Origin of the sequence: Mycobacterium talmoniae (genome assembly GCF_001854525.1) — a bacterium.
GTDB classification, from domain to species: domain Bacteria; phylum Actinomycetota; class Actinomycetes; order Mycobacteriales; family Mycobacteriaceae; genus Mycobacterium; species Mycobacterium talmoniae.
In genome coordinates this window covers 1-24,864 of record NZ_MLQM01000007.1, presented here as the reverse complement: position 1 = coordinate 24,864, position 24,864 = coordinate 1, and the positions used below count along the sequence as shown (strand labels likewise).

Below are 24,864 nucleotides of genomic sequence, written 5' to 3'. Positions count from 1 at the left end.
GTTCATCCGGTCGCGACCGGAACTTCGTAATCGCCGGTGATGTCGTCGAGTACGAACGCGGCGATCCGATCTCGGTGGTCCTCGGGGCTACCCAACAGAGCGGCGTCGGTGAAGGCGCGCTTGAAGTACAGGTGCGTCTGGTGCTCCCACGTGAAGCCGATGCCGCCGTGAACTTGGACGGTGTCGGTGGCGATGCGGGTGAAGGCCGCCGAACAGGTCGCCTGCGCGATCGATGCCGCCAGCGCGGGGTCGTCGCTGCCGTCCTGCAACGCCCAAGCGCCGTAGTAGGCCGCGGACCGGGCGTGTTCCTGATCGACGAGCATGTCGGCGATTCGGTGTTTGACTGCCTGAAACGAACCGATGGGTCGACCGAACTGCAGCCGGTCCTTGGCATACGCAACGCTCAGGTCGAGCAGGTGTTGGGCCCCGCCGACCTGCTCGGCGGCCAGCAGCACCGCGGCGACCTGCAGCGCGCGCTGACAGATCTGGTTGGCTTGCTCCGGGCCGGCGAGCAGCCGGGCCGGAGCGTCGACGAACCGGACTGTCGCCTGCGGCCGGGTCAGATCCATCGTGGACAGTACGGTCTGCTGCACCCCGGTCTCGGCGGCGTCCACGACGAACAGCGCCACCCCGTCGGGGCCAGCCGCGGCCACCAGCAGATCGTCCGCGGCGTCGGCGTCGACGACGCGCTCGACGGTCCCGGAGAGGGTCCACGCGTCGGCGGAGCCGGTGGCCTGCACGGTCACGGCGTCGGCGGCGAACCGTCCGGCCCGTTCAGGGACCGCGAAGGCGGCGGTTCGGGTCCCCGCCACGAGCGGACCCAGTACCTGGGTCCGCACCGGTGTATCGGGTGCGGCGAGCAGCGCCGGGATCGACAACGCAAGGGTGCCGAACACCGGACCGCAGAACAGCGCGGCGCCCAACTCCTCGACCACGATCGCCGCGTCGACGAGCCCGCCCCCCGAACCGTCGAGTTCTTCCGGGACACCGAGACCGAGCACGCCGAGCTCGGAGCCGAGCCGGATCCAGGCTTTTTGATCGAAGGCGGGCCTGGCCTCCATCAGTTGCCGGACGGTGGCTTCGTCGGAGTGCTCGGCGCAGAAGCTGCGGACCGTCGTGCGCAGCTCGTGCTGCTCGGCCGTGAAGGCGAATTGCGCGCTCGCGTTCGGGTTTTGATCAGTGTCAGCCACGGGGCACCTCACGCCAGGGTCGTCCGGAGTCGGCACGCAGGTCACCGGGCAGCCCCAGGATCCGTTCGCCGAGAATGTTGCGCAGCACCTCCGAGGTACCGCCTTCGATGGTGTTGGCGCGCGAGCGCAGAAAGCGTTGTTGTACTGGCCCGCCGGCATTGGCCTCCTCGGGCGTGACGTCACGCATCGTGTAGTCGCCGTAGAGGGTGCCCTCCGGGCCCAGCAGATCCATACAAAACTCGTAGACCCGCTGGTTGAGTTCGGCACCGACGAGCTTGTCGATCGACCCTTCCGGCCCGGGACCGCGGACGGTCGCGGTGGCGCGGGCCCGCTCGGACGTGAGCCGCTGCGCCTCGGCGCGGAGCCAAAGTTGGGCGAGCCGGTCGCGTCGCACCGGGGTGCGCCGCTCCGGGCGCTGCGCCCACAGCGCGAGCGCGTCGGCGATCGTGCCATCGCCGCGGCGGACACCAGCCGCACCGATCGAGCTGCGCTCGTTCATCAGCGTCGTCATCGCGACGGACCAGCCGGCACCCACCGCGCCGACGCGGTGTGCGTCGGGAACCCGGACGTCGGTGAGGTAGACCTCGTTGAATTCCGCCTGGCCGGTCATCTGGCGCAGCGGGCGAACCTCGACACCGGGATCGCGCATGTCGACGACGAAGTAGGTGAGGCCCTTGTGTTTGGGCACATCCGGATCGGTGCGGGCCAATAGGATTCCCCACCTGGCGCAATGCGCCAGCGTGGTCCACACCTTCTGTCCATTGACCACCCAGTCGTCACCGTCGCGGACGGCCGAGGTGGCCAGCCCGGCCAGATCGGATCCAGCGCCCGGCTCCGAGAACAGCTGGCACCAGATCTCCTCGGTGGTAGCGAGAGGGCGCAGCCATTGCCGCTTGAGGTCCTCGGTCTGGGCGTACTCGACCAGGGTCGGCGCAGCCATGCCGTAGCCGATGATGTTCAGGTCGTACGGCGAGGGCGCACCGGCTTTCTGAAAGATCGCGTCCGCGACACCCTGGTATCCGCGCGAGATTCCCAGACCACCAAGGCCCTGCGGGAAATGCACCCACGACAGGCCCGCGTCGTAACAGGCTCCCAAGAACTCGGTGGCGGGAACGGATCGGGGGTCGTGGTCCCGCACGACCGTGCGTGCGGCGTCCGCTACCCGTGCGGATTCGACATCAGGGCTCAACTTCAACTCCAGTGATCACGGCGCGGCGGCGTCAGGCCGGGACAAAGTCAGGCTAGCAATAAATAGAACGATCTAATACAGTGACGCTAGGTGATGCCCCCCGTCGTGTCAATGTGAGCCGGGTGTGGCGGGCCATCGAAGCTGCGTACGTCAACGCATACGGAAGGCGAGGAATTGCTCGTAGCAAAGCAGTACAACCAGATCGCTTGGGTGGTAGACGATCTCGACGCGGCAGTGCAGCAGTGGCAGCAGACCGCTCGGATTGGGCCGTTCTTCGTGGGTGCGCATGTCGGCGGGATCTTCACCGAAGCGACGCATCGGGGCAAACCGGTCGAGGTGGACATCAGCTGCGCGATCGCCCAAGCCGGGCCGGTTCAGGTTGAACTCATCAAGCAGCACGGTGCCGCTTCGTCGCCGTACCGCGACGTCTTCGCCGAAGGCGAAAGCGGCCTGCACCATATCTGCAGCTTCGTCGATGACGTTGCGGCCGAATGCCGCAACTACCAGGAGCAGGGCTTCGACGTGGTGATGACGGGAGTGGTCGCGGGCCAGACACCGGTTGCCTACGTGGACACCCGGCCGATGCTCGGCTGCATGACCGAGCTGATGGGGCGCCACGGCCTCGTGGTGGAGATGTTCGCCGCCGCCGCGGCGGTCGCCGCCGACTGGGACGGTACCGATCCCATCCGCGACCTCGCGACACTCATGGCGTAGGCGTAGGTGCAGTTCGCCGATCGCCAACGCCTCACGCATCGCGACCCGGACACGCCACACAATAACCGCCAGAGAGATGGGAGCACATTATGGTTTGGCCGGCAGGGGAAGCTGCCTTTGTCACCGGCGCCGCATCGGGTATCGGACTCGGCATCGCCCGGGCACTCGTCGCGGCCCAGGCGAAGGTCGCCCTCGCCGACATCGACGGGCCACGGCTTGCCGATGTCGCCACAGAATTGTCGGAGGCCGGGGGAGCGGTGACCACCGTGGAACTCGATGTCAGCGACGCCGACGGCTGGGAGGCCGCGGCGGATCGCGCCGAGGGCGCGCTCGGCCCGATCTCGATCCTGTGTAACAACGCCGGTGTCAACGGTGGCGGCGCGATCGACGACACCCCGTTCGCAGTCTGGCGCTGGGTGCAGCGGATCAACGTCGACGCGCAGTTCCTCGGCGTCTCGGCGTTCTTGCCGCGTTTCAAGAGACGTGGCGGGCGCGCGCACATCATGAACACCGCCTCGATGGCGGGTCTGGTGCCGATGGCCACCGTCGGCGCCTACGTTGCCTCGAAGTTCGCCAGCGTGGGCTTCACCCTGGTACTGCGGGAGGAACTCCGCGGCACCGACGTCGGCGTCTCCCTGCTGTGTCCGGGCACCGTGGCCTCCCGACTGAGCAGGACCGCCGAGGAGGGGCAGGCGAAACTGCTTGGTCGAGAGCCCAATGCCGCGGTCATCGAGCAGAACGGCGCACTGCAAGCCCAGGGCGCCGACCCCGATCGGGTGGGCGAGCAGGTCGTCCAGGCGATGCAGGACAGGCAGTTCCTGATCGTCACCCACCGTGATTGGGAATCGCTCGTCATCGGGCTGCACCGGGAAATCGAGGGAACGCTCGCGGACTTCGACGGCCGGTATGGCACCGACCTGTCGGTGCAGATGATGCTCGGCGGCGTGAATCCCGTCGCGACGTAACGTGCATCGCACGCCGGCCGGTGGAACCTGTGCCAGCCAAAACCGCGGAAAGAATGGGTATTCGACATGGTGCGGATGAACCGAGGATGGGTCCTCAAACAACGGCCCGAGCGCGAAGTTCGGAGCACCGACCTGGAATTGGTCGAATCACCCGTCGCCGGCCTCGAACACGACCAGATCCTGGTGAAGAACATCTATCTTTCGATAGATCCAACCAACCGGGTGTGGCTGAGCAGCCGTGACCAGTATCTGCCGCCCGTCGGTATCGGCGAGGTCGTGCGCGGTGTATCGGTCGGTGTCGTCGAGGACAGTTCATCGGCACGATTCCAGCCCGGTGACACCGTGCTTCTTGGTCAGGGCGGCTGGCAGCTGTACTCGACGTATGACGCGTCGGCGGCAAGCCGGATCCGGCGGCGGGCGAACATCCCGCTCACCGCGTCGCTCTCCGTTCTGGGCACGACCGGGCTCACTGCATACTGCGGCCTGCTTGACGTGTGCCGTCCCAACCCCGGTGAGACGCTTGTCGTGTCGGCGGCCGCCGGCGCGGTCGGATCGATCGTCGGGCAGATCGCGAAGATCAAGGGGTGCCGAGTGATCGGCATCGCCGGCGGCCCCGACAAGTGCAAATGGATCGTCGACGATCTGGGGTTCGACGGTGCGATCGACTACAAGTCCGAGGATGTCGGAGATGCGCTCGACCGGTTGTGCCCGGACGGGGTGGATATGGACTTCGAGAATGTGGGCGGGTCCATCATGGACGCGGTGTACTCGCGGCTCAACGTCAATGGTCGGATGGCGGTGTGCGGGTTGATCTCGTCGTACAACTCCGACGCGCCGATGGCCGGTCCGAAGGACTTCGGTCGCGTGCTGATGAACCGACTGACCATTCAGGGATTCGTTGTCCTGGATCACCTCTCGCGTGCCCGTGAAGCCTACGGCGACCTGGCGGCCTGGATCGAAACCGGACAGCTGCGCTGGAAGGATCACGTGGTCCACGGATTGGCTTCCGCGCCCGAGGCCATGAACAGGCTCTTCACCGGCGAACACGACGGAAAGCTCATGGTGCAGATCGCAGACGAACCACGTCCTGTCGTGGCGCAAACAGACAGCACGGTCACCCACCAGCAGGTTGGGGCCAGGCAATGATCGCCATCGAATCACTGGGCGCCGACCCGGGTCTGCTGCGTCGGGCGTTCGGGTGCTTCCCGTCCGGGGTGACCGCGGTGGCCGCGTTGGTCGACGACAAGCCGGTCGGCATGGCCGCCAGTTCCTTCACCTCGGTGTCGCTCGCACCGCCACTGGTATCGGTGTGCTTCCAGGCGACTTCGGGCACCTGGCGCAGCCTTCGCGACCTGCCGCGATTGGGCATCAGCGTGTTGGCGCAGGGCCAAGACGAAATCTGTATGAGCCTCGCGCGGCAGAGCGCGGACCGTTTCGCCGGCGTCGCGTGGGATCGCACGCCCGAGGGCGCGGTATTTGTACGCGGCGCCACCGCGTGGCTGGAATGTTCCGTTCATGGTGAGGTTTCGGCCGGCGACCATGCGGTCGCCCTGCTTGAGATCCACGGCCTGCGGGCCAATCCCGACGCCGCACCGCTGGTCTTCCACGGCAGCCGGTTCCGTCGACTCGCGGCCATCGCGTTCGGCGGGGACGTCGCCGACTTCGTCAACCCCGAATAGCGCAGAAACGAGACTGGCTCGACGCTTAGCGTCGAGCCAGTCCTGGTGAATTACTTAACGGTGCCCCAGCTGGGCCTATCAGTCCTTGGGTGCTGCCGCCGCAGCCATTTCCTGCTGTGCCGCCACGATCGAATCCATCAACGACGGTTGGTCCTGGGCAAAGTCGAGCTTCTCCATGCCACCGTAGGGATTCTCGAAGGACGCGACCTCCTCCGGGGAGTTGTCCGCGTATACCTCGAGCTGGTTGCCGTCGGGGTCGTAGAAGTAGACACTCTTCGCCACGCCGTGATTCACGGTATAGGCGATCTTGGCATTCTCGCGCACCAGAGTGTCGTAGGCCTCGCGCAGATCATCTTCGTTGGCCAGCCGGAAGGAGAAATGCTCCATCCCGATCTGGTGGAACGGCCCGACGGGAACAGCTTCGGCGCCGACTTCGGCGAGGCCCAACTCATGGTGGTCGCGTCCGGTTGACAAAAACTTGACCACCGGGGGGATTTCGCCCATCACCTTCAGCCCGAGTACGCGCGTGTAGAAGTCCAGCGACTTCTCCATGTCGCGGACTTTGATGACGACGTGCGCGATCCTGTCGATCTTGATCATTGGTCAAACCTCTCGATATTCCGATGCCGCTTGATGCGGCGACGATGGGCGAGTTCTCATCAGGCAGCCGGCGGCCGAGTAGCAGGAACCAGGCTACTAGATCAATCTATCAAGCTCAAGCACCAGCGCTGTCGGATTGGCCGAGGACGGCGCGACAGCACGGTTGTCGAACGTCCTGGTACTGGGTCTGGTCAAAAAACCATGTACCCGCCATCGACGACGACCTCGTCGCCGGTCTGGAAGCCGCCGATCCCGCTGGCCAGGTAGACCGCGACCCGCGCGAAATCGTTGGGTTCGCCCCAGCGGCGCTGCGGCATGCGCTTCATCACGTTCTCTTCGAATGCCGGATTGCTCAATTCCCGAGAGATGAGTGGGGTTTCGGTCCACCCGACCACCAGTGAATGCGCGTTGATCCGGTACCGCGCCAACTCGATGGCGCAACTGCGCATCATCGCCGCCAAACCGGCCTTGCTCGCCGCATAGGCATGACCGCGTGGAGTTCCATGGTGCGCCGAGACGCTCGAGGTACCCACCAGCACGCCCCCGCCGCCGCGCTCGACCATGTGCTGCGCGGCGGTGCGCAGCGTCAGGAATGCCCCGTCGAGATTCACCCGGGTGACTCCCTGAAAATCGGCGAGAGTCGTGTCGAGGAAGGAGATGTCGGGTGCGCGCACGCCCGCGTTCGCGAAGCAGGAGTCGACCCTGCCGAAGTGATCGAGCGTCTCGGCGAAGGCGGTCGCGACCGCGTCCTCGTCACCCACGTCGGAGCGGATTGCCCGTACCCGCGTGCCGTGCTTGGCCAGCTCCTCCGCGGCGGACTTGTTGCGTTCGACGTTGGTGCCCCAGACGCAAACGTCGGCGCCGCTGTGGGCCAGCCCGTGCGCCATGCCCAAGCCGATGCCGGAGTTGGCCCCGGTGACCAGGGCGACGTGTCCGGTGAGATCAAAGAGGGAAGACATGCAAATCCTCGGAGTCGTCCGGGCGGACCGGAAGGTTGTCAGGTTTCCGCGCCGCGGGACTGCGACGGGTGCGAACAATGCGAGATCCCCACCGCCGGCGGTGGGGATCTCGCATTGGGATCAACGGATTTTCGAGTATTCCGTGGGCTCGATGAAAACCGAGGTGGCGCCGGCGGTGACCTGTTCGCCGTTGGCCCTCGCGGCTGCCCATTCGGGATCGGCCCAGAAGGCTTCCCACGACTTGGCGGCGGCTTCACGGCTGGCGTGGGCCACGATGTAGGTCAGGGTGTCGGTGGCCTTGCCATCGTCGTCGGTTTGCACCCAGAAGCCGATATTGGTCATGCCGTGCTTCTCGAATAGCGCCGCGGCGTGATCGCCAATGCGAGCCACGAGCGCGTCGATCTTGCCCGGTACTGCTTCGTAGGTACGGAGTTCAAAAACACGCGTGTCTGCCATTAGATCAATCTATCTTCGGGTCGAGCGGGCGTCAACGTTCGCGTGCCGGGGGAGGTCGCTTAGCTCACTCACGCCGGCCGCTACGGTAGATGTCACATGGAATTGGCCAGGTCAGGCAGGACAACAGATTGATCTAGAGGTAGTCTGGCCAGGTGTCTACTACCGCGACGACCAACGGTAAGCCGGCCGAAACCAAGGTTCGGTTGCTCGAATCCGCCATGGATCTGTTCAGTCGGCAGGGTTTCGGGGCAACAGGCATCAAAGCTGTCCTGACGGCGGCCGAGGCTCCTTACGGTTCGCTGTACCACTTCTTTCCCGGCGGTAAGCAGGAGTTAGGTGCCGCCGCCCTTACGTATGGCGGTGGGCGTTACCGGGAACTGCTCGAGTCGGTGTACCCGGTCGGGGCGGACGTGGTGGAAGCGACCGCGGACTCCTTCGTTCGGGCGGCGAAGTTGCTCGAGGAAACCGACTACGGCTATGCCTGCCCGGTCGCGACCATCGCGTTGGAAGTGGCCAATAATGACGAGCTGATGCGGAAGGCCGCCGCCGACGCGTTCGAGTCGTGGCTCGAGGTGCTCCAGGAGCGCTTCACGACGGCAGGGATGACCGCCGAGCGTGCCCGCGAGGTCGCGGAGGAAGTTTTCTGCCTGATCGAGGGCTCGGTGCTGCTCTCACGCACCACGCGGTCGTCTGCGCCGATGCGCACTGCCGGGCGGGCCGCCACGCGCGCCGTCGCCGCCGGGCTCTCCGACAAGAAGTAAGCCCGCTCAACCCTGGGCCACCACGCGCGTCGGTCGCAAGGTGATGGCGACCCGGCCTTCGTTGGGCACGGGGAAGCTGGCCGGCTCGTGGCCGTAATGCCGGACGACCTTTTCGAAAAGCGCCAGGTCCGGGTCTTCGCCCGCCTCCGCCGTTCCGCGGATCTCGAGGGTCCGGAACGGATTCTTCGGGTCGATGAGGAACAGCGTCGCCTGCGGCCGGGCAACCATGTTCTTGTACTTCTGCCGTGTGGCCAACAGGGATAGTTCGATCGTATTGCCCTCGGCCACGAACCAAATCGCGGTCACCTGAGGAGTCCCGTCGGGGCCCACGGTGGCCAATGACGCGATCAGCGGCGCCTCGACAAGGTCGCGGTGGGTGTCGGGGATGGTCGGCATGGCTCCCTTTCCGATCGGATATCGCATCAGGTGTCGGCGGGCCTCGTCAGAACGCCCGCAGAGGGTTGACGAGGTCAGACAATTGTGATTGTCTGATCGCACTAGAGCAATCTATCAAGTCCGTCGGACTGGCGCGACGCACGTGGGTATCGCCACGACCGACTCGAGCCCGTCCCAGCCCTTACCCGCGAAACCCCAAGTTGGAGAGGTTGCAATGAAGCTCCTGGCGCATGATGTTGACGCTCACGAGATGATCCCGAGCACTCGGCTCGGAGATTATTTCGGCCAGCCCGGCCGAATCATGGGCGCGCTCTTCGAGGCCACCGACCGGCTGCGCCCCGATCCCACCGACACCAACATGCACGTCGAGGCCGACGACGTCATGGAGATCGACTCGGACTCCATCTGGAAGGTCAAGGGGCCCAAGGCGCCCAGCGCCATCGACTTGAACCGGCGGGTCGAGGTTCTCGACGCGATGGGGATCGAGAAGCAGCTGGTGTTTCCGACCACGGCGATCGCCGCGATGATGGTCGGTGGCATGACCGACTTCGGTTTCGAGCAGCGCTTCGGTGGCGACACTTCGATGCTCGAGGGTCTGTCGCGGCCGGAATTCTCCAAAATGTTCCTGCGGGCATATAACGACTGGGCGATCGAGAACGCGAACCTCGCCGACGGCCGGATCCGCCTGGTCGGCATCATCCCCACCAGCGACGACGTCAACGACATGATCGGGGAGATCAAGCGGCTCATCGACGGTGGCGTCAAGGGGGTCTATCTGCAGGCCGACGTCCCGCCCGGCGGCGTGTCGCCAGCGCACTCCGTGATGGATCCGCTGTGGCGGTTACTGGAGGAGAACAACGTCACCGCCACTTTGCACATCGGCACCGAGTTCTTCTTCCTGGACCCGCGGTGGACGTTCGCCGAGACCTTCCAGGATCTGTTCCAGTCTCCGGAGATCCCGAACACGAACATCGGTATGTTCGCGACCTGCCACATGGCGATCGACAATTACCTGAACGCCCTCGTCCTCGGCGGCGTGTTCGAGCGGTTTCCGCGGCTTCGCCTCGGACTCTTCGAGGTCGGTGGCCACTGGGTCGGACCGGCCGCCCGCCGCATGGACATGTACTGCGAGGTGTTCCCCGGTTCCGCGGCCGCCAAATACCCGATGAAGCCGTCGGAGTACGTCGCGCGCAACGTGCGGGTGTCGCCGTTCAACTTCGAACCCGTCCACCGCTACATCCAGGACGACCCGAACCTGGTCGACGTCTTCTGTTACTCCACCGATTACCCGCATGTCGAGGGCACCAAGGACTCGATGAACAAGATGTTGGCGAAGGTCGAGCCGTTGGGCGAGGAGATCACGGCGAAGTTCTTCCGGACGAATGCCGAGTGGCTCTTGCCGTGAATATCGCTGACCAGGCTTCCATCCCACAGCTCGGTCCGCTCGGAATCTGGTCATTTCTGCTCGATGTGCAGCCGATGGCCCGCGCCGGGCAGGTGGCCGCCGAGCTCGACGACCTAGGCTTCGGCGCGCTGTGGGTGCCGGAGGCGGTCGCTCGGGAGCCGTTCGCCAACGCTGCGCTGTTGCTGGGGGCCACCGCTCGGATGACGGTGGCCACCGGCGTTGCCAGCCTGCACGCCCGCACCGCGATGACCATGAACGCCGGTTGGCGCACCCTGAGCGAGGCGTTCCCGGCACGGTTTCTGCTGGGCGTGGGGGTCAGCCATCAGCCGGTGGTCGACGGGGCACATCAAGGCCGGTACGGCACCAAGCCTTACAGCATGATGGTCGACTACCTCGACACGATGGATGCCAGCGAATTCTGGGGCGCGCCAGCGTCAGTCGCACCCCAGCGGATGCTGGCCGCACTCGGGCCGCGGATGCTGCGGCTGGCCGCCGAGCGTGGGGTGGGTGCGCATACGTACTTCGTCCCGGTCGAGCACACCGCGGTCGCCCGCGAGGTGCTTGGCGACGACGCGCTGCTCGCCCCCGCGCAGACCGTCGTGTTCGAGACCGACCCGACCGCGGCCCGCCAGGTCGCCCGCCAGTTCATGAAGCGGTTCCTGACGTTGCCGAACTACACCAACAACCTGCGCCGGTTGGGTTGGGGTGACGACGATCTCGGCGGGGGAGGAAGCGACCGGCTGGTCGACGCGCTCGTCGCCTGGGGCTCCCTCGATCGGATCGCCGCCCGGGTGCAGGAGCACCTCGACGCCGGTGCCGACCACGTGTGCGTACAGGTGCGAACAAGAGACCTGCAGTATCTGCCGATGGCCGAGTGGCGCGAACTCGCGTCGGTCATCCCCTCGCTGCGCACCAGATCAGGTATCGCCCAATACACGTCCTAAGCACGAAACAGAGAGATAACCATGTCGCAGACCGCTGCTACCCGCTACCTCAACGCGCTCGTCGAGCACGGCATCGAATACTTCTTCGTCAATGCGGGGACCGACTTCGCACCGATCGTCGAAGCCTATGCGCTCAACAAGGACAACAACCCGGCGCTGCCGACGCCCGTGCTGTGCGCGCATGAGAACCTGGCCGGCGGCATGGCCCACGGTGCCGCGCTCGTGACCGGACGGCCCCAGGCCCTGATGTTGCACGTCAACGTCGGTACGGCGAACGCCGCATGCTCGGTTGCCAACGCCGCCCGGGACCGGATTCCACTGCTGGTCACCGCCGGTCGGTCACCGATCCTCGAAGGTGGCGCTATCGGAGCCCGCGACCTGCCCATCCACTGGTCGCAGGAGATGTTCGACCAGGCGAGTTTGGTCCGTGAATTCGTCAAATGGGACTACGAACTGCGCGACCCCCGCCAGGTCGAGTCCGTTGTCGATCGCGCTCTGAGCGTTGCTATCGCCCACCCGCAGGGGCCGGTGTACCTTGCGTTGCCCCGTGAGGTTCTGGCCGAGCCGGCGCAGGCCCCGGCGGTGCCGGTCGCGCGCACCCCCGTTCCGGCTACCGTGCAACCCGATCCCGACGCCATCGAGGCGCTCGCCGATCGTATTGCCGCCGCAGAATTCCCGGTCATCGTGGCCACGGCGAACGGGATCGAGCCCGAATCCGTCGAGCTGCTCGGTGACCTCGCCACCCGGTTCGGCATCGGTATCGCCGATCCGTGGGCCCGGTACCTGAACATCCCGTACAACCATCCGCACCGCGTCGCAAACATGGACGTAGCGGCCACCGTGTTCGCCCGGGCCGATGTGATCGTCTTCCTCGAGAGCGACGTGCCGTGGATGGAGACACACACGCCGCCCCCCGCCGACACCTACATCGCTCAGGTCGGGGTCGATCCGCTGTACGCCACCTACCCGATCCGGTCGCATCGCTCCGATCTGAACATCAGCGCGACGCCGGCCGCATTCCTCACCCGGCTGTCCGGGGCCTTGGAGGCCCGCGCCGACCGTATCGACCAGAGTCGCGCCGAGGAGATCCGTGCTACGGCCGCGGCACGTCAGGGCCGCATCGACGCCCAGCGGCGCGACGAGAACGGCCGCGATGCAGATGAGCCGATCACCGCGGCGGCGATCTCGGCCGTCCTCGGTGAGCTGCTCGACGAGGACGACATCGTCTTCAACGAGTACGTGGCAACCGCCTGCCTCCTCAACCGCACGAAGCCCGGTACGTACTACTTCCTGCCCGCATCGGGCGGGTTGGGCTGGGGCCTGCCGGCAGCACTCGGCGCCCAGTACGCCGCGCCGGAGCGCACCGTGGTCGCCACGCTCGGCGATGGCGCCTACATGTTCGCCAACCCCGCGGCGTGCCACCATGCGGCCGCCAAGCACAACCTGCCGGTGCTGACGATCATCGCCAACAACATCAACTGGTGGGCCGTCGACATGGCGACGCAGCTCGTCTATCCGGAGGGCGAAGCGGTCGCCACCGGCGAGGGACGCTTCTCAGACCTCTCGCCCTCGCCGGACCTCGCGGCCTACTGCACCGCGTCGGGCGGTTACGGCGCGACCGTCCGTCACCGCAGTGAGCTCGTGGGTGCGCTGAAGGAGGCGCTGCGCGTCGTGCGCGACGAGCGGCGTCAGGCACTCGTCGACATCCGGTGCAAGTGATGCGATACAACCATGCTGCGTTGTTCGCCGGTGTCGCTGCGGCGTTACCCGAGCGCGACTGCATCGTGTTCCGGGATCGGCGCTTCAGCTATCGCCACGTCGCGGAGCGAATCAACCGCCTGGCGAACCTTCTGCTCTCCCATGGGATCACCGTTCACCGGGAGCGCCCCGAGCTGCAGCCCTGGGAGTCCGGCCAGGATCATGTAGCGCTGTACCTGCACAACGGCAACGAGTATTTGGAAGGGATGTTGGGCGCCGCGGCGGCCCGCGCGGCCTCGCTGAACGTCAACTACCGCTACGTCGAGGCCGAGCTCACCTACCTGCTCAATGACGCCGCGGCACGCGTCGTCATCTACCACGCCCGGTTTGCCCCGACGCTCGCGTCGGTCCTCGACTCGCTGGACCAGCGGCCGGAACTTCTGCTCCAGGTGGCCGACGAATCCGGCAATGCATTGCTGCCCGGTGCCCTCGACTACGAGGACGCGCTGTCGGCCTCCAGCGCCGCGGCCCCGGCGACGGCACCGGAGCCCGACGACCTCTACCTGCTGTACACCGGCGGCACGACCGGGATGCCCAAGGGAACGATGTGGGCCCAGGGAGAGATTGTCGAGAGCGCCTTGGCCGGGTTCCTTCCGGATGGCATCTTCGACGTGACGTCGCTTCCCGAGGGCGTCGGCCGAATCCTGGCTAGCGACCGGCGAGTCGTGCTGCCGTTGCCTCCGCTCATGCACGGCGCCGCCCAATGGCTCGCGCTATCGGGTGTTCTGTCCGGGGGCACCGTCGTGTTCCCCGACGTGGTGGATCGGCTCGACCCCGCAGCGGTGTGGGAGGTGATCGACCGTGAAGGTGTGCAGATCGTGAACCTCGTCGGGAACTCGTTTGCGACCCCGCTGTGCGACGAGTTCGAGCGCGGCGGTCACCACGGGCGTTCCCTGCAGCTGGTCGGCGTGGGCGGTGCGGTCACCAGCGCGTCGGTCAAGGACCGCATTTTGCGACTCCTGCCGCACGTCGGGATCGCGGACATCGCCGGCTCCTCGGAGACCGGCTCCCAGCTGACGAACCTGAGCACCAGCGCGGCGCCGGCGACCTCGGGTGTCTTTACCCCGGCGGCGGGCACTTGCGTGGTCGATGAGGAGTGTCGTCGGATCCTCGCGCCGGGCGACCCCGCGACCGGATGGTTGGCCCGATCCGGACCCATTCCGTTCGGGTACCTCGGCGACCGCGCCAAGACCGAGCGCACGTTTCCCACCATCGCTGGGCGTCGCATGGCACTGCCCGGCGATCGGGCGCGTCACCTGGCCGACGGCACCATTGCACTCCTAGGGCGCGACTCGGTGACGATCAACTCCGGCGGAGAGAAGATCTTCGCCGAGGAGGTCGAGGACGCGCTGATCGGCCACCCCGCGATCCGCGATGTTCTCGTCGTGGGACGGCCGAGCGAGCGATGGGGAAATGAGGTCGTTGCGGTCGTCCAGCTACTCCCTGGGCATGACCCGACTGACCAGGATCTGTTGGTTGACGCCCAACGGCGGCTGGCCCGGTACAAGTTGCCGAAAGCCATTGTCCGGGTGGACGCGGTGGTCCGCGGCCCGGCGGGCAAGGCCGACTACCGGTGGGCCACCGAGATCGCCGCACACGAGTTGTCCGCACAAAAGGAGCTGAGCCGATGACCATGGCCACCGAATCGATCGTCGACGTCGCGCCGGCGGAGCTGCAGCGTCTCCTCGACATCCAGCGGGCCGCCCAGGCCGCCGATCCGATCCCCGACGCAGCGACCCGGCGCGACCGCATAGACCGCCTCGTCGCCGCCGTTTTGGAGCACGCCTCCGAACTCGCCGAGGCGCTCGACGCCGACTTCGGCGGCCGGCCCGCGACGACCTCGATGGAGCTCGACATCCTGGGCGGGCTGCAGACGATTGCACACGACCGGGAACAGCTCGAGGCGTGGATGGCCCCGACCGCGGTGCCGGCCGCGATGGGCGGCGCCATCCCGACCTTCGTCCAGAATCGCCCCAAGGGTGTGGTCGGCATCATCGGCCCGTGGAACTTCCCGGTCGTGCTGGTGTTTTTGCCGGCCGTCGAAGCACTCGCCGCCGGCAATCGGGTGATGATCAAGTTCTCCGACATGACGCCGCGCACCGGGGCGGTGTTCGCCCGCGCGGTGGCCTCCCGGATGAGCCCCGACGAGGTGGCGGTCATCAACGGCGGGCTACAGACCGCGACGGCGTTCTCCGACCTGCGGTTTGACCACCTCTTCTTCACCGGCTCACCGAAGGTGGGACGCCTCGTCGCCGCCGCCGCGGGCCGAAACCTGGTGCCGGTGACGCTTGAGCTCGGCGGGAAGAACCCCGCGATCGTCGCTCCCGATGCCGACATCGCCGATGCCGCGGCGCGGATCGCCGCCGCCCGGTTGGTCAACAGCGGCCAGGTGTGCCTGAGCCCGGACTACGCCTTTGTCCCCGAATCGAACAAGCAGGCCTTCATCGAGGCCTACCAGAAGGCGGTACTCAGCTACCTCCCGACCTTCCTCGACAACCCCGACGTGGTGTCGATCATCAACGACGCGAACTACGCCCGGGTCACCGGACTCGTCGAGGACGCCAAAGCCAAGGGCGCCGCGGAGATCGTGATCGTGCCGGAGGCGGAGAAGGATCGGCTGCCCGACGCCGGGTCGCGCCGTTTCCCACCCACCCTGCTGCTCGACACCCCGGCGGACGCCGAGATCAACGCCGAGGAGATCTTCGGCCCGGTGCTGGTGCTGCACACCTACTCCCACGTCGATGAGGCCATCGGCTACGCGGCCGTCGGCGAACACCCGCTGTCGTCGTACTGGTACGGCGGCGACACCGATGACTTTCAGCGATTCCTGCTGAAGACCACGTCGGGTGCCGTCTCACGCAACGACTTTGGGCTGGCGTATGTCAATGACGCGGTGCCGTTCGGCGGTGTCGGGATGAGCGGTTCGGGCGCCTACCACGGCAAGGCCGGTTTCGACACGTTCTCCCACCAGCGCCCCGTCGCCCAGCACGACTTGCCGAACGTCTTGGCCAGCGCCTTCGTTCCACCACTGACACCCGAGCGCGCCGACGGCGTTGCTGCCACCGCGGCCGCCGTTTTGGCCGGCACCACCGCCCAACTTCAGGATCAGGGCGGGGCCGGCTGACCGTGGGCGAGTTCGAGACCATCGTCTACGAGCGGCCGGCCGAGAAGGTCGCCCGGATCGTGCTCAATCGACCTGAGGCGCGGAACGCGCAGAGCATGCGCATGTTGTACGAACTCAACGACGCGTTCGACCATGCTGCGCAGGATGATTCAATCAGCGTTGTCATCCTTGCTGCGAACGGTCCGCACTTCTCAGCGGGACATGATTTGCGCGAGCATGACGCGCTGCAGGTGGTGACCGACCACCAGCGGATCGGCACCTGGTGCGGCTTCGGTTGCGCCGGCGCCGAGTCGCAGATGGCTGTCGAGAAGGAGATGTACCTCGGGCTGTCCGAGCGCTGGCGCAACCTCCCCAAGCCGACGATCGCCGCCGTGCAGGGCAAGGTGATCGCCGGTGGCCTCATGCTCGTGTGGCCCTGCGACCTGATCGTCGCCACCGACGATGCACTGTTCCAGGACAACACGGTGTCGATGGGCGTATCCGGCGCTGAGTTCTTCAATCACCCCTTCGAGGTCGGTGTCCGGAAGGCCAAGGAGATGTTGTTTACCTCGGACTTCCTCACCGCCGCGGAGGTCCACCGCCTCGGCATGGTGAACCATGTTGTCCCGCTTGGCGAGCTGGAATCGTTCACGCTGGAATTGGCGTCGCGGATCGCCGACAAGCCCCTGTTTGCGCTCAAGCTGGCGAAGGAGGCGGTCAACGTCGCCCAGGACAACCAGGGGCGCGTCAACGCTATGCAGACATCGTTCGCGTACCACCAGCTCTGCCACAGCCACAATCAGCAGGTGCACGGGATGCTGATCGATCCAGACTTCATGGCGAAGACGTTTCGTTTCTGACTCTGGAAAGCAAGGAACACAGCGTGTCTGGACCGACCATCGGGGTTTTCCTGCCCAGCATGAGTCCGGCCACGACAGTGCCCCAGGATGTCGTCGCGGCCGCCCGACAGGCTGAGGACCTTGGTTTCGAGTCGGTATGGGTGATCGACCAACTGGTTGTCGGCAGCCAGATGGCCTTCCTCGAGAGCACCACGGTTCTGGCTTCGGTAGCCGCGGCCACCGAACGGGTCAAGCTGGGCTTCGGCGTCATGGTGCTTCCCCTGCGGCCGGTGGTCTGGGTAGCCAAGCAGATCGCCTCGCTGCAGCATCTGTCCGGTAACCGGGTGATCCTCGGTGTCGGCATCGGTGAGGACCGACATCCGGGTTCCTGGGGGGCGGTAGGAATTTCCCGACGCGAGCGGGGACGGTTGACGGATACGGCCTTACGTGCGCTTCCTGATCTGATCTCGGGCCGTCGTTCGCAGGGGCCGGATGGTATCGAGTTCCGGTTGTTGCCCGGCGCCACCGTCCCACCCATTCTGGTGGGCGGGCTGTCGCAACCGGCCCTCAACCGGGCCGTCGAGGCTGGCGGCTGGTTCGGCCTGCCGTTACCGCCGGCCGAGATCGCTCGGGTCCGCGGCATGCTAACGGAACTGGCCGCGGCGAGCGGCCGGCCGACGCCGACCATCACCGGGTTCGTGATGGCTTCCATCTCCGGCGACCCGGCGATGCCTGACCGCCGGGCCGCGGTGGAAGCCGTGGCAGACCCGGCCGGCATGTACGGGTTCCCGTACGAGGTCGCTGACGCGATGGTGGTGACGGGATCTCCGGCTGAAATCGCCAAGGAGCTGGCCGCCCTACGCGAGGCCGGAGTTGAACGGGTGACTGTCACGTTGGTGGGTAACTGGTCTCGGCAGGTTGAGTTGCTCGCCGAAGCTACCCGGATGCTCGCATGACTGCTGCCGCCTGGCATGGACAACATCTGAATCCTGCTGCGGTGTAGGCCCGCCGAATCTTGTGTTGTGCGGCGGTATTTGACGAATGAGTGGGCTACACCACGGATAACGCTTGACAGGCCTTGTTCAATGCAACAAACTGACATATACAAATGTCAGATAAATCACAACAAGGAAAGGCGACTCAGGATGCGGGTCAGTTTTGATGTGCGGGACGCCGACGCGGACACCCTGTCACGCCCGGAGTTGCGGCCGCTGACGATGGTGTCGGCGGACTCGCATGTGTGTTTGCCGCCGAAGATGTACAAGAACTATCTCGATCCGCAATACCACGACTCGTGGGGCGGCTACCTCGACGATGTCGCGGTTATCAACAAGGTCGTCGAACTGACCGGGTATCCGGCCCCCGCTGACGCGCTGAAGATTTACGACAAGCGCGGTGTGGTGTCCGCGGCGGGTGAGGTCGGCTATTTCGATCCGGTATGGCGGCTTCGACAGGTCGAGGCCGAGGGCATTGCGGCCGAGTTTTTGCATCCGTTCGGCCCGCTCGGTTTCGTGCCGTTCAACGATGTGCAGAATTCCCGGTGTTCGCACGAGTTACGGGTAGCGGGCGCCCGTGCACACAACCGGTTCTTGGAGGAGTTCTGCTCGGAGGCTCCGGGCCGCTTGTTGGGGGTGCCGCTGATCTATCCGTGGCCGGACTGGGATGCCGGGGTGGCCGACATCGCGCGCGCCCGGCAAGCGGGTTTCCACGCGATTTTCCCGCCGATGATGCCGGGGACGCCAGACGATTTGCCGGCGTTGTACGACGGGTGGTGGGACCCGATGTGGGCGGCGTGCCAGGACCTGGGCATGGTCGTGCACATCCACGCCGGTTTCGGCAACCCGCAGGGCGGTGTTGTCGAGATGGTGCGCAGCGTGTTCAGCCGTACCGAAGGGGACTCGGCCGACACCGCCGGCAAGGAAGGCTTGGCGGCGATCGACCCTAACCTCCTGCCCAAGTTCGACCCGGACGCCAGCGCTGACGCGGGCGGCACGAACTCGTTTTTGAGCGAGTTGTTCGAGACGTTCGGAGAGCGGCGGCCGCTGTGGCAGTTGATGTGGGGTGGGGTGTTCGACCGTTTCCCGAAGCTCAAGGTGGCCTTCCAGGAGATCCACGCCGATTGGGTGCCGGCGACGCTGGCGTACTTGGATCGTGCGCATGCGGCCAATCCAGGTCCGATGAAGCTGACACCGAGTGAATACTGGGCCCGCCACTGCGCGGTCGGGACGTCGTTGATGCGGTATGGCGATGTGGCGGTGCGCCATGAGGTCGGCTTGGACAAGATGATGTTCGGCAGCGATTTCCCACATTTCGAGGGGACCTGGCCGAACACGCACGATTGGATCCGGACCACGTTGGGCTCGGTTCCCGAGGTTGAGGCGCGCGCGATCCTGGGGGAGAACGCCATCGATTTCTACGGGTTGGACCGGGCGTTGTTGGAGAAGACGGCCAAGCGTGTTGGCCCGCTGCCGGGCCAGCTGTTCAACGGCCAGCCGGTGGATCCGAAGTTGATCAGGCACTTCGAATTCCGGGCCGGGATCAACAAGCCGGTCAATTTTGATGTCGATCAAATGAACCAGGCGTTTGAGGCGGACCGGGCCGGGGCGACCCAGGCGCTGGCCGCCGGGAAGAGTGCGTAACGCAGCCCGGGTGGCGGTCCAGGTGGAGCGACAATGCCGATGAAAACGCCGCCACCACAGTATGTTTGGGCGTCCGCAGTGACTCAGCCACTGCGGACGCCCAAACAGCGTCCATCGGGCTCGCAGCTACGTCACCACCGGGCTGGTGCCCTGGGCCAGGATCTGCGCGGTGTGATCGGGGCCGTGGCGGTTGTCGAACTCCCGGAAGGTGCGCGCGATCTCGGTGTGCACGCGGGTGACGAGGGGCTCCCAGTCGCGGTGGGTGATGATCAGGAACTGGCGATGCTGCATGGCTTCCACGACCTGCTCGCCAACGCGGTCCGGATCCGCTCCCTGCGCCAATAGTGCGCCGTTGCCCTCGACTGCGGCGGTGTTTATCGCCTGTCCAAGCAGCTGGGCCTCTGCCGCTCCGGCGGTCGCGTTGATTCGGGTGGCCACCGTGCCAGGGCATAGCACCGATACCCCGATATCGGTGCCCGCCAGCTCATCGCGCAGCACCATCGAGAAACCGACGCTGGCGAACTTCGACGATGAGTAGGCGCCGGCGCGAGCCATCGGCACCAGGCCCGCCATGGAGGCTGTGTTCACGATCTGGGCACGACCCGCGCGCTCCTTGAATCGTGGCAGGAACGTCGATACCCCGATGAACTGCGCCTCGATATTGATTCTGTAGATCCAGCGCCACACCTTCAGCGGAGTCTCATCGATCAGTCCGCCCCCGTTTACGCCTGCGTTGTTGCACAGAATCGAGATCGGGCCGAGGGCTTCCTCGGCCCGATCGGCCGCGGCCGACCACTGGTCGGCATCGCTCACGTCGAGCTGCACGCCCACCACGGTGCCGCCGGCAGCAGTCAACTCCTCGGTTACGTCGGCGAGACGCGCGTCGTCGATGTCGGCAAGTGCCACCTTGGCGCCCGCGGCGACGAGCGCCCGGGCGATGCCAAGTCCGATTCCCGACGCCGCCCCGGTAACGAATGCCGCCTGTCCTGCAGGCCAGTTCATAGTCATGACAGCAGGATAGCTCAGTCTGACATGTGGCAATGTCAGAATTCGGCCGTTGGCCACAAGTGCAGGGGGAGTCGGCCAAATTCGACCCTTGACGGGGGCGGCCGCCCGCGGCAAACTGACATATGCAAGTGTCAGATAGATCACAAGCGCGACCCGGGGTGACTTTGGATACGAGGAGGTTCGGTGTCCGGTCTGCTGGCCTTTAAGACGAGGGAGTCAGGCATGCCGAAGCCCCTGTGCTGCAGTTCGCATTTGGAGGACAAGTGGTTCATTCCGGCTGCCCTCGAATCTGTCCGCCGGTGTCCCGCCCGGGCCGATTACATCGAGCTGTGCTTCGCGACGGATGAGGGCTCGTGGACGTGGTGCTTTCGCGATCCTCTCGAGCGGCGTGAGCGCACCGGCGGCACACTCGCGTTGGCGGTGGGACCGTATGGCGCGCAGGCCCATTGTGTCGAAGGCAGCGGGCTAGGGCTCGCGTTGCCCACCTCTGAGGCACTACCCATGGTCCTCGGCGGTTCTCGGACCTACGTGGCGCGTCGGCTGGTCGAACGAGGATGGTAGCCACACGCGCCCTTCATAGTGGTCGACGATCGCATGCCGCAGCCGGATCGTCGTCGACCGCGGTAAGGCGCCGTGCATACGCGGTCGTGACTTGGCTGATGGTCGTGGTGGCGGTCGGTATGGCGGGAGGTCCAGCAAGCGCTGATCCATCGGATCCGCCGCCCCCGCTGATGCCGGAGTTCACCCCGCACGTGAGCAATTGGGCCCCCCAGTTCCCGTATCCCTATGACCAAACGCGCAAGAACGTCACCGATGCCGACATCAACGCGGAGCGGGAGATGTGTCAGTGGTTCAACGCGCAGTATCTCGAATTGCGGCGCCAGATGGACAAATTCGGATTCAACCTGCTGCAGGCCAACAATGATTGGACGGTCGGCACGATCCAGGCGCAGGCGGACAACGTGGCTTCGAACGTCGAACAGGCCGTGGCTTTCCTCGCGCCGCGCGCCGAGGCGTTCACGATAAGCCAGGACTTCGCCGGTGACATGTACTTTCCGCTCTACCAGGCGGAACCCTTTTATCGGCTCTGGCAAGAGTTGTCCAATGTTGGAGTTGGGATCCGGGCGCGCAACACCGCGTGGGTGTACGGCCCGTCACAGCAGCGCGTCAAACGCTGGGCCAGCCAGATCGAGCGATCGCACGTTTGTGACTAACGGCCAAATCCTCAGAGGAGGCGTAGTGGGTGCCGCACGTCAGCTATCCAGGCGTGGGTTTGCGCAGTCGGCGCCTCGTTTGGTCGGCCGACTTTCGCTGGTGGGGGACTTGCTGGCCGCGTGCGTCGTCGCCATGACGGCGTTCGGTGTAGGCGAGTCTCATGCCGACGTCGGCGAACTGGGGCCGCCTCCCGTCGAGTCGGAGATCAAGCAGGCCCTGATGGATTTCTACAACGCCGGGCATCCACCGGACTCGACGGTCGATGTCCAATTCGTGGGTCCGATCCTTGTCGGCCACCCGGAGGTGCACCCGAATCCTCCACCGCAGCCGTGGTGCGTTCGCTGTGCTCGCCCCGACCAGGGCGCGAGCCCGATGTACCCCGTGGAGGCGCTCGTGTCGGTCACGACCACGCAAGGCCTGGAGTCAAGTGCATTGCCGCCCAGCAGCTTTGTCCACACCACCACCGTTACCTATAACGGCACGCCCTGTCCCGGGGAAACCAACGCGCAGTATTGCCCGTCCTACTTTTTCTACCGAGATGGTGCGGGCCACTGGCAGGTCGCCTAACGGCTGGCCCGGTGTGGCGCTCGCCGCTTCAACCGGCGCGCGCTTTCGTGAGCGTCTTCTCGGAGTCCCGGGATGGGGATCGTTGCGGAAGTAGCAGCGGTGTTGCCAGCAGCAATAACCCGCCGCAGCGATGGCGAGGCGTGGCCCCGCCAGCGCGGCGAGCCCGGCCCACGCGGCGGTCAGCGCCGCAATGCTGACCTTGGTGCTGATCGACCACGCCGACAGGGCGCGGGTGGCGTGGGTGGTCGGCAGCTGCTCAAGCCGGTGGGTGGCGAGGACCGGATTGAAGATGCCGCAGCAGGTCACCAGGCCCAGCTGCACAACGATGACCAGGACGAGTCCGGGCAACCCCGGTACCACCGCGGCCAGACCCAGCGGCCAGCATGTCCGCAGGACGCCGGTGCTGCGCAGCACGGTGGACTGGCCGAAACGCGCCACCAGCGGGTGGGCCAGCCGGGAACCGACGATGCCGCCCAGGCAGGGCAGCGCAAACGCGAGCGCGTACTGCCAGGGCGGGAAGCTCAGCGGCCCGAGCATCAGCGCCGCCAGCGGCGGGGCGGGCGCCATGATCAGGCCGTTGACCGCCACGGTGTTGACGAACAGCGGTCGCAGGGTGGGGTGGGCCGCGATGATGCGCCACCCCTCCAGCAGGTCGCGGGCCCGGTGCCCACCCGCGCGCGGCGGGCGCGCTTCGGTGCCGCCGATCGCGCCGATTCCGACCGCCGACACCAGGAAGCTGACCGCATTGGTCAGCACCGTGCAGGCCGGGCCGAGCACGGCGATGGCGGCACCACCCAGCGGCGGCCCCAGGATCGTCGCGGCCCAGGTCACGAATACGAGGTGGGCGTGCAGCAGCAACACGCGGTGCCGGGCGCGGCGATAGCTCGGGGTTGTCATAGGCAGGCCTTACGGTCGGGTCATGCAGATGCGTTACCGGTATCGCATCGATCCGACACCGGCCCAGCAGTCGATGCTGGCGCGGGTGTTCGGATGCTGCCGGGTGGTGTTCAACGACGCGCTGCGGGTGCGCGCCGAGGCCTATCGGGCGGGGGTGAAGTTGTCGGACAGCGAGATCCAGCGCCGGGTGACCACCCAGGCGAAGACCACCGAGGAGCGAGGCTGGTTATGCGAGGTGCCCAGTGTGGCGTTGGTGCAGTCGGTCAACGACTCCCGGCGGGCCTGGCGCAACTTCTTCGACTCCCGGTCCGGCAAGCGGCGGGGGCGCAAGGTCGGCCGGCCACGGTTCAAATCGCGCAAGGATCACCGGCAGTCGTTTCGGCTCACCCGCAACGGATTCAGCCTGAAGCCCAACGGCCGGTTGTTTGTGGCCAAGGTCGGCGAGGTCCGGGTGCGCTGGTCACGCGAGCTGCCCAGCACACCATCGTCGGTCACGATCATCCGCGAACCCGACGGCCACCACTACGCGAGCTTCGTCGTCGAAGTGCCCGCCATGCCGCTGCCGGCAATCGGCCGGGAGGCTGGGGTGGATGTGGGGATTACCCGCCTGGCGACAATCGCCACCACCGACGAGCAACGAGCCGACGTTGCGAACCCGAAGCACTTGGGCCGCAAACAGCGAAAACTCGCACGGTTGGAGCGGGAGAAGTCCCGCCGGCAGAAAGGATCGAACAACAGGAACAAAACGCGGCGCAAGGTCGCCATTGCGCGCGGCAAGGTCGCCCGAGCCCGGCGGGACTACCACCACAAGCAGGCTTTGACGTTGGTGCGCGAGAACCAAGTAATCCACGTCGAAGACCTCAACATTGTGGGCATGGTCAAAAACCGTCGCCTCGCTCGGGCGATTTCAGATGCGGGGTGGGGCCAGTTCGTGCGGATCATCGGCGAGAAAGCCAACCGCTACGGGCGCACCATGCACACGGTGTCGCGGTGGTTGGCGTCGAGCAAAACATGCTCAGCATGCGGGAATCGGCTCGACGAACTGCCGCTGCAAATCCGGCAGTGGACGTGCCCGGCGTGCCGGGCCGTCCACGACCGCGACCACAACGCCGCCAAAGTCATTCTCGCCGCCGGGCGGGCGGAGAGACGAAACGCCTGTGGAGCCCCGCTAAGTCCTCCCACCACTCGGGAGGCACAGGGCGATGAAGCAGGAAGCGCCCCCAACAGCGGCATAGCCGCACGGGAATCCCCGCCATTCACGGCGGGGAGCACGTCAAGGATTCCTGCGTCGGACTTGCGGCCGACGCAACGCGGTAAGCGGCGGCAAAAATATCCAAGCCAGCCGTGGGCCTGGTCCCGCATCATGGCGGAATGGACACGACACCAGACGCGGTGGCCGGCACCGGAATCCTGGTCGCGGCGATCCGGGCGCGGGAATCGGCCCGCGACGACCGGCTGTTCAGCGATCCGTTCGCCGCCAAACTGGCGGGGGAGCCGGGCCGCCGGATGCTTGCCGCGGCCATCGCCGAAACCGGTGAACGATCCACACTGCAAATCGTGGTCCGCACCCGGTTCTGGGA

Annotated in this window: 23 protein-coding genes and 1 pseudogene; 16 read left to right on the top strand and 8 right to left on the bottom strand. The window is 66.1% G+C overall.

The genetic code is table 11. The annotated features are described in order from the left end of the window. Positions 1 to 2: 2 nt before the first annotated feature. Together BKN37_RS02900 and BKN37_RS02895 are read right to left on the bottom strand one after the other, a co-directional pair. The gene (locus BKN37_RS02900; RefSeq protein ID WP_071021121.1) at positions 3 to 1,190 is read right to left on the bottom strand and encodes an acyl-CoA dehydrogenase family protein; all 1,188 of its coding nucleotides are present in this window, start codon (positions 1,188 to 1,190) and stop codon (positions 3 to 5) included. Next, the gene (locus tag BKN37_RS02895; protein WP_071021232.1) at positions 1,183 to 2,379 is read right to left on the bottom strand and encodes an acyl-CoA dehydrogenase family protein; all 1,197 of its coding nucleotides are present in this window, start codon (positions 2,377 to 2,379) and stop codon (positions 1,183 to 1,185) included. Before BKN37_RS02895 ends, BKN37_RS02900 begins: the two co-directional genes overlap by 8 nt. Before the next feature lie 174 nt (positions 2,380 to 2,553). Between BKN37_RS02895 and BKN37_RS02890 the strand changes: the two genes are divergently transcribed. The 4 genes from BKN37_RS02890 (at position 2,554) to BKN37_RS02875 (ending at position 5,737) form a co-directional block, all read left to right on the top strand. After that, positions 2,554 to 3,093, top strand: coding sequence for a VOC family protein (locus tag BKN37_RS02890; protein WP_071021118.1), 540 nt, complete (start codon positions 2,554 to 2,556; stop codon positions 3,091 to 3,093). 89 nt (positions 3,094 to 3,182) lie between these two features. After that, positions 3,183 to 4,058 (top strand): SDR family NAD(P)-dependent oxidoreductase, encoded by an 876-nt coding sequence (locus BKN37_RS02885; protein WP_071021115.1) that lies wholly within the window; start codon positions 3,183 to 3,185, stop codon positions 4,056 to 4,058. Between the two features lie 66 nt (positions 4,059 to 4,124). Beyond that, positions 4,125 to 5,204 (top strand): NADP-dependent oxidoreductase, encoded by a 1,080-nt coding sequence (locus BKN37_RS02880; RefSeq protein ID WP_083341539.1) that lies wholly within the window; start codon positions 4,125 to 4,127, stop codon positions 5,202 to 5,204. Further along, the gene (locus tag BKN37_RS02875) at positions 5,201 to 5,737 is read left to right on the top strand and encodes a flavin reductase family protein (RefSeq protein ID WP_071021109.1); all 537 of its coding nucleotides are present in this window, start codon (positions 5,201 to 5,203) and stop codon (positions 5,735 to 5,737) included. Before BKN37_RS02880 ends, BKN37_RS02875 begins: the two co-directional genes overlap by 4 nt. Positions 5,738 to 5,815: 78 nt before the next feature. On the opposite strand, the gene BKN37_RS02870 is transcribed toward BKN37_RS02875, so the two are convergent. The 3 genes from BKN37_RS02870 to BKN37_RS02860 form a co-directional block, all read right to left on the bottom strand. Next, entirely contained in the window at positions 5,816 to 6,337 is a 522-nt protein-coding gene (locus tag BKN37_RS02870) for a VOC family protein (protein ID WP_071021106.1), read from the bottom strand. 191 nt (positions 6,338 to 6,528) lie between these two features. After that, positions 6,529 to 7,296, bottom strand: coding sequence for an SDR family NAD(P)-dependent oxidoreductase (locus BKN37_RS02865; protein WP_071021104.1), 768 nt, complete (start codon positions 7,294 to 7,296; stop codon positions 6,529 to 6,531). A gap of 120 nt (positions 7,297 to 7,416) precedes the next feature. Then, complete coding sequence (locus tag BKN37_RS02860) at positions 7,417 to 7,752, bottom strand: NIPSNAP family protein (protein WP_071021101.1); 336 nt, start codon at positions 7,750 to 7,752, stop codon at positions 7,417 to 7,419. Between the two features lie 152 nt (positions 7,753 to 7,904). Between BKN37_RS02860 and BKN37_RS02855 the strand changes: the two genes are divergently transcribed. Beyond that, positions 7,905 to 8,513: a TetR/AcrR family transcriptional regulator gene (locus BKN37_RS02855; RefSeq protein WP_083341538.1), complete on the top strand. Its 609-nt coding sequence runs from the start codon at positions 7,905 to 7,907 to the stop codon at positions 8,511 to 8,513. Between the two features lie 6 nt (positions 8,514 to 8,519). Here BKN37_RS02855 and BKN37_RS02850 read toward each other — a convergent pair whose 3' ends face one another. Next, complete coding sequence (locus tag BKN37_RS02850) at positions 8,520 to 8,909, bottom strand: PPOX class F420-dependent oxidoreductase (RefSeq protein ID WP_071021097.1); 390 nt, start codon at positions 8,907 to 8,909, stop codon at positions 8,520 to 8,522. 250 nt (positions 8,910 to 9,159) lie between these two features. Here BKN37_RS02850 and BKN37_RS02845 point away from each other — a divergent pair, with 250 nt between their 5' ends. The 8 genes from BKN37_RS02845 (at position 9,160) to BKN37_RS02810 (ending at position 19,597) form a co-directional block, all read left to right on the top strand. After that, positions 9,160 to 10,314: an amidohydrolase family protein gene (locus tag BKN37_RS02845; protein WP_165618284.1), complete on the top strand. Its 1,155-nt coding sequence runs from the start codon at positions 9,160 to 9,162 to the stop codon at positions 10,312 to 10,314. Continuing rightward, positions 10,311 to 11,258, top strand: coding sequence for a TIGR03620 family F420-dependent LLM class oxidoreductase (locus tag BKN37_RS02840; protein ID WP_242657059.1), 948 nt, complete (start codon positions 10,311 to 10,313; stop codon positions 11,256 to 11,258). The genes BKN37_RS02845 and BKN37_RS02840 overlap by 4 nt, the downstream gene beginning before the upstream one ends. A gap of 21 nt (positions 11,259 to 11,279) precedes the next feature. Beyond that, positions 11,280 to 12,977, top strand: coding sequence for a thiamine pyrophosphate-requiring protein (locus tag BKN37_RS02835; RefSeq protein WP_071021091.1), 1,698 nt, complete (start codon positions 11,280 to 11,282; stop codon positions 12,975 to 12,977). Then, positions 12,977 to 14,647, top strand: a complete 1,671-nt coding sequence (locus tag BKN37_RS02830; RefSeq protein WP_071021087.1) for an AMP-binding protein — start codon at positions 12,977 to 12,979, stop codon at positions 14,645 to 14,647. Before BKN37_RS02835 ends, BKN37_RS02830 begins: the two co-directional genes overlap by 1 nt. Further along, positions 14,644 to 16,140 carry an aldehyde dehydrogenase family protein gene (locus tag BKN37_RS02825; protein ID WP_071021084.1) on the top strand — a complete coding sequence of 499 codons (1,497 nt, stop codon included), beginning with the start codon at positions 14,644 to 14,646 and terminating at the stop codon, positions 16,138 to 16,140. The genes BKN37_RS02830 and BKN37_RS02825 overlap by 4 nt, the downstream gene beginning before the upstream one ends. Positions 16,141 to 16,142: 2 nt before the next feature. Beyond that, complete coding sequence (locus tag BKN37_RS02820) at positions 16,143 to 16,979, top strand: enoyl-CoA hydratase (RefSeq protein WP_071021080.1); 837 nt, start codon at positions 16,143 to 16,145, stop codon at positions 16,977 to 16,979. A 23-nt stretch (positions 16,980 to 17,002) separates the two neighbouring features. After that, a complete protein-coding gene (locus BKN37_RS02815; RefSeq protein ID WP_131823512.1) occupies positions 17,003 to 17,914 on the top strand; it encodes an LLM class flavin-dependent oxidoreductase in 912 nt (303 codons plus the stop codon). 189 nt (positions 17,915 to 18,103) lie between these two features. Then, positions 18,104 to 19,597, top strand: a complete 1,494-nt coding sequence (locus BKN37_RS02810) for an amidohydrolase family protein (protein WP_071021074.1) — start codon at positions 18,104 to 18,106, stop codon at positions 19,595 to 19,597. Positions 19,598 to 19,723: 126 nt separating this feature from the next. Here BKN37_RS02810 and BKN37_RS02805 read toward each other — a convergent pair whose 3' ends face one another. Further along, on the bottom strand, positions 19,724 to 20,605 hold the full coding sequence (locus tag BKN37_RS02805) for an SDR family NAD(P)-dependent oxidoreductase (RefSeq protein WP_242657058.1): 882 nt from the start codon (positions 20,603 to 20,605) through the stop codon (positions 19,724 to 19,726). Between the two features lie 647 nt (positions 20,606 to 21,252). Here BKN37_RS02805 and BKN37_RS02800 point away from each other — a divergent pair. Beyond that, on the top strand, positions 21,253 to 21,819 hold the full coding sequence (locus BKN37_RS02800) for a hypothetical protein (protein WP_242657057.1): 567 nt from the start codon (positions 21,253 to 21,255) through the stop codon (positions 21,817 to 21,819). A 424-nt stretch (positions 21,820 to 22,243) separates the two neighbouring features. Here BKN37_RS02800 and BKN37_RS02795 read toward each other — a convergent pair whose 3' ends face one another. Then, positions 22,244 to 23,284 (bottom strand): MFS transporter, encoded by a 1,041-nt coding sequence (locus BKN37_RS02795; protein ID WP_071021066.1) that lies wholly within the window; start codon positions 23,282 to 23,284, stop codon positions 22,244 to 22,246. A gap of 22 nt (positions 23,285 to 23,306) precedes the next feature. Between BKN37_RS02795 and BKN37_RS27540 the strand changes: the two are divergent. Next, a pseudogene (locus BKN37_RS27540) lies at positions 23,307 to 24,353 on the top strand (RNA-guided endonuclease InsQ/TnpB family protein); the annotation flags it as partial. Between the two features lie 302 nt (positions 24,354 to 24,655). Next, positions 24,656 to 24,864: class I SAM-dependent methyltransferase (locus BKN37_RS29700; RefSeq protein ID WP_341271923.1), on the top strand; the 209-nt coding region annotated here is incomplete at its 3' end.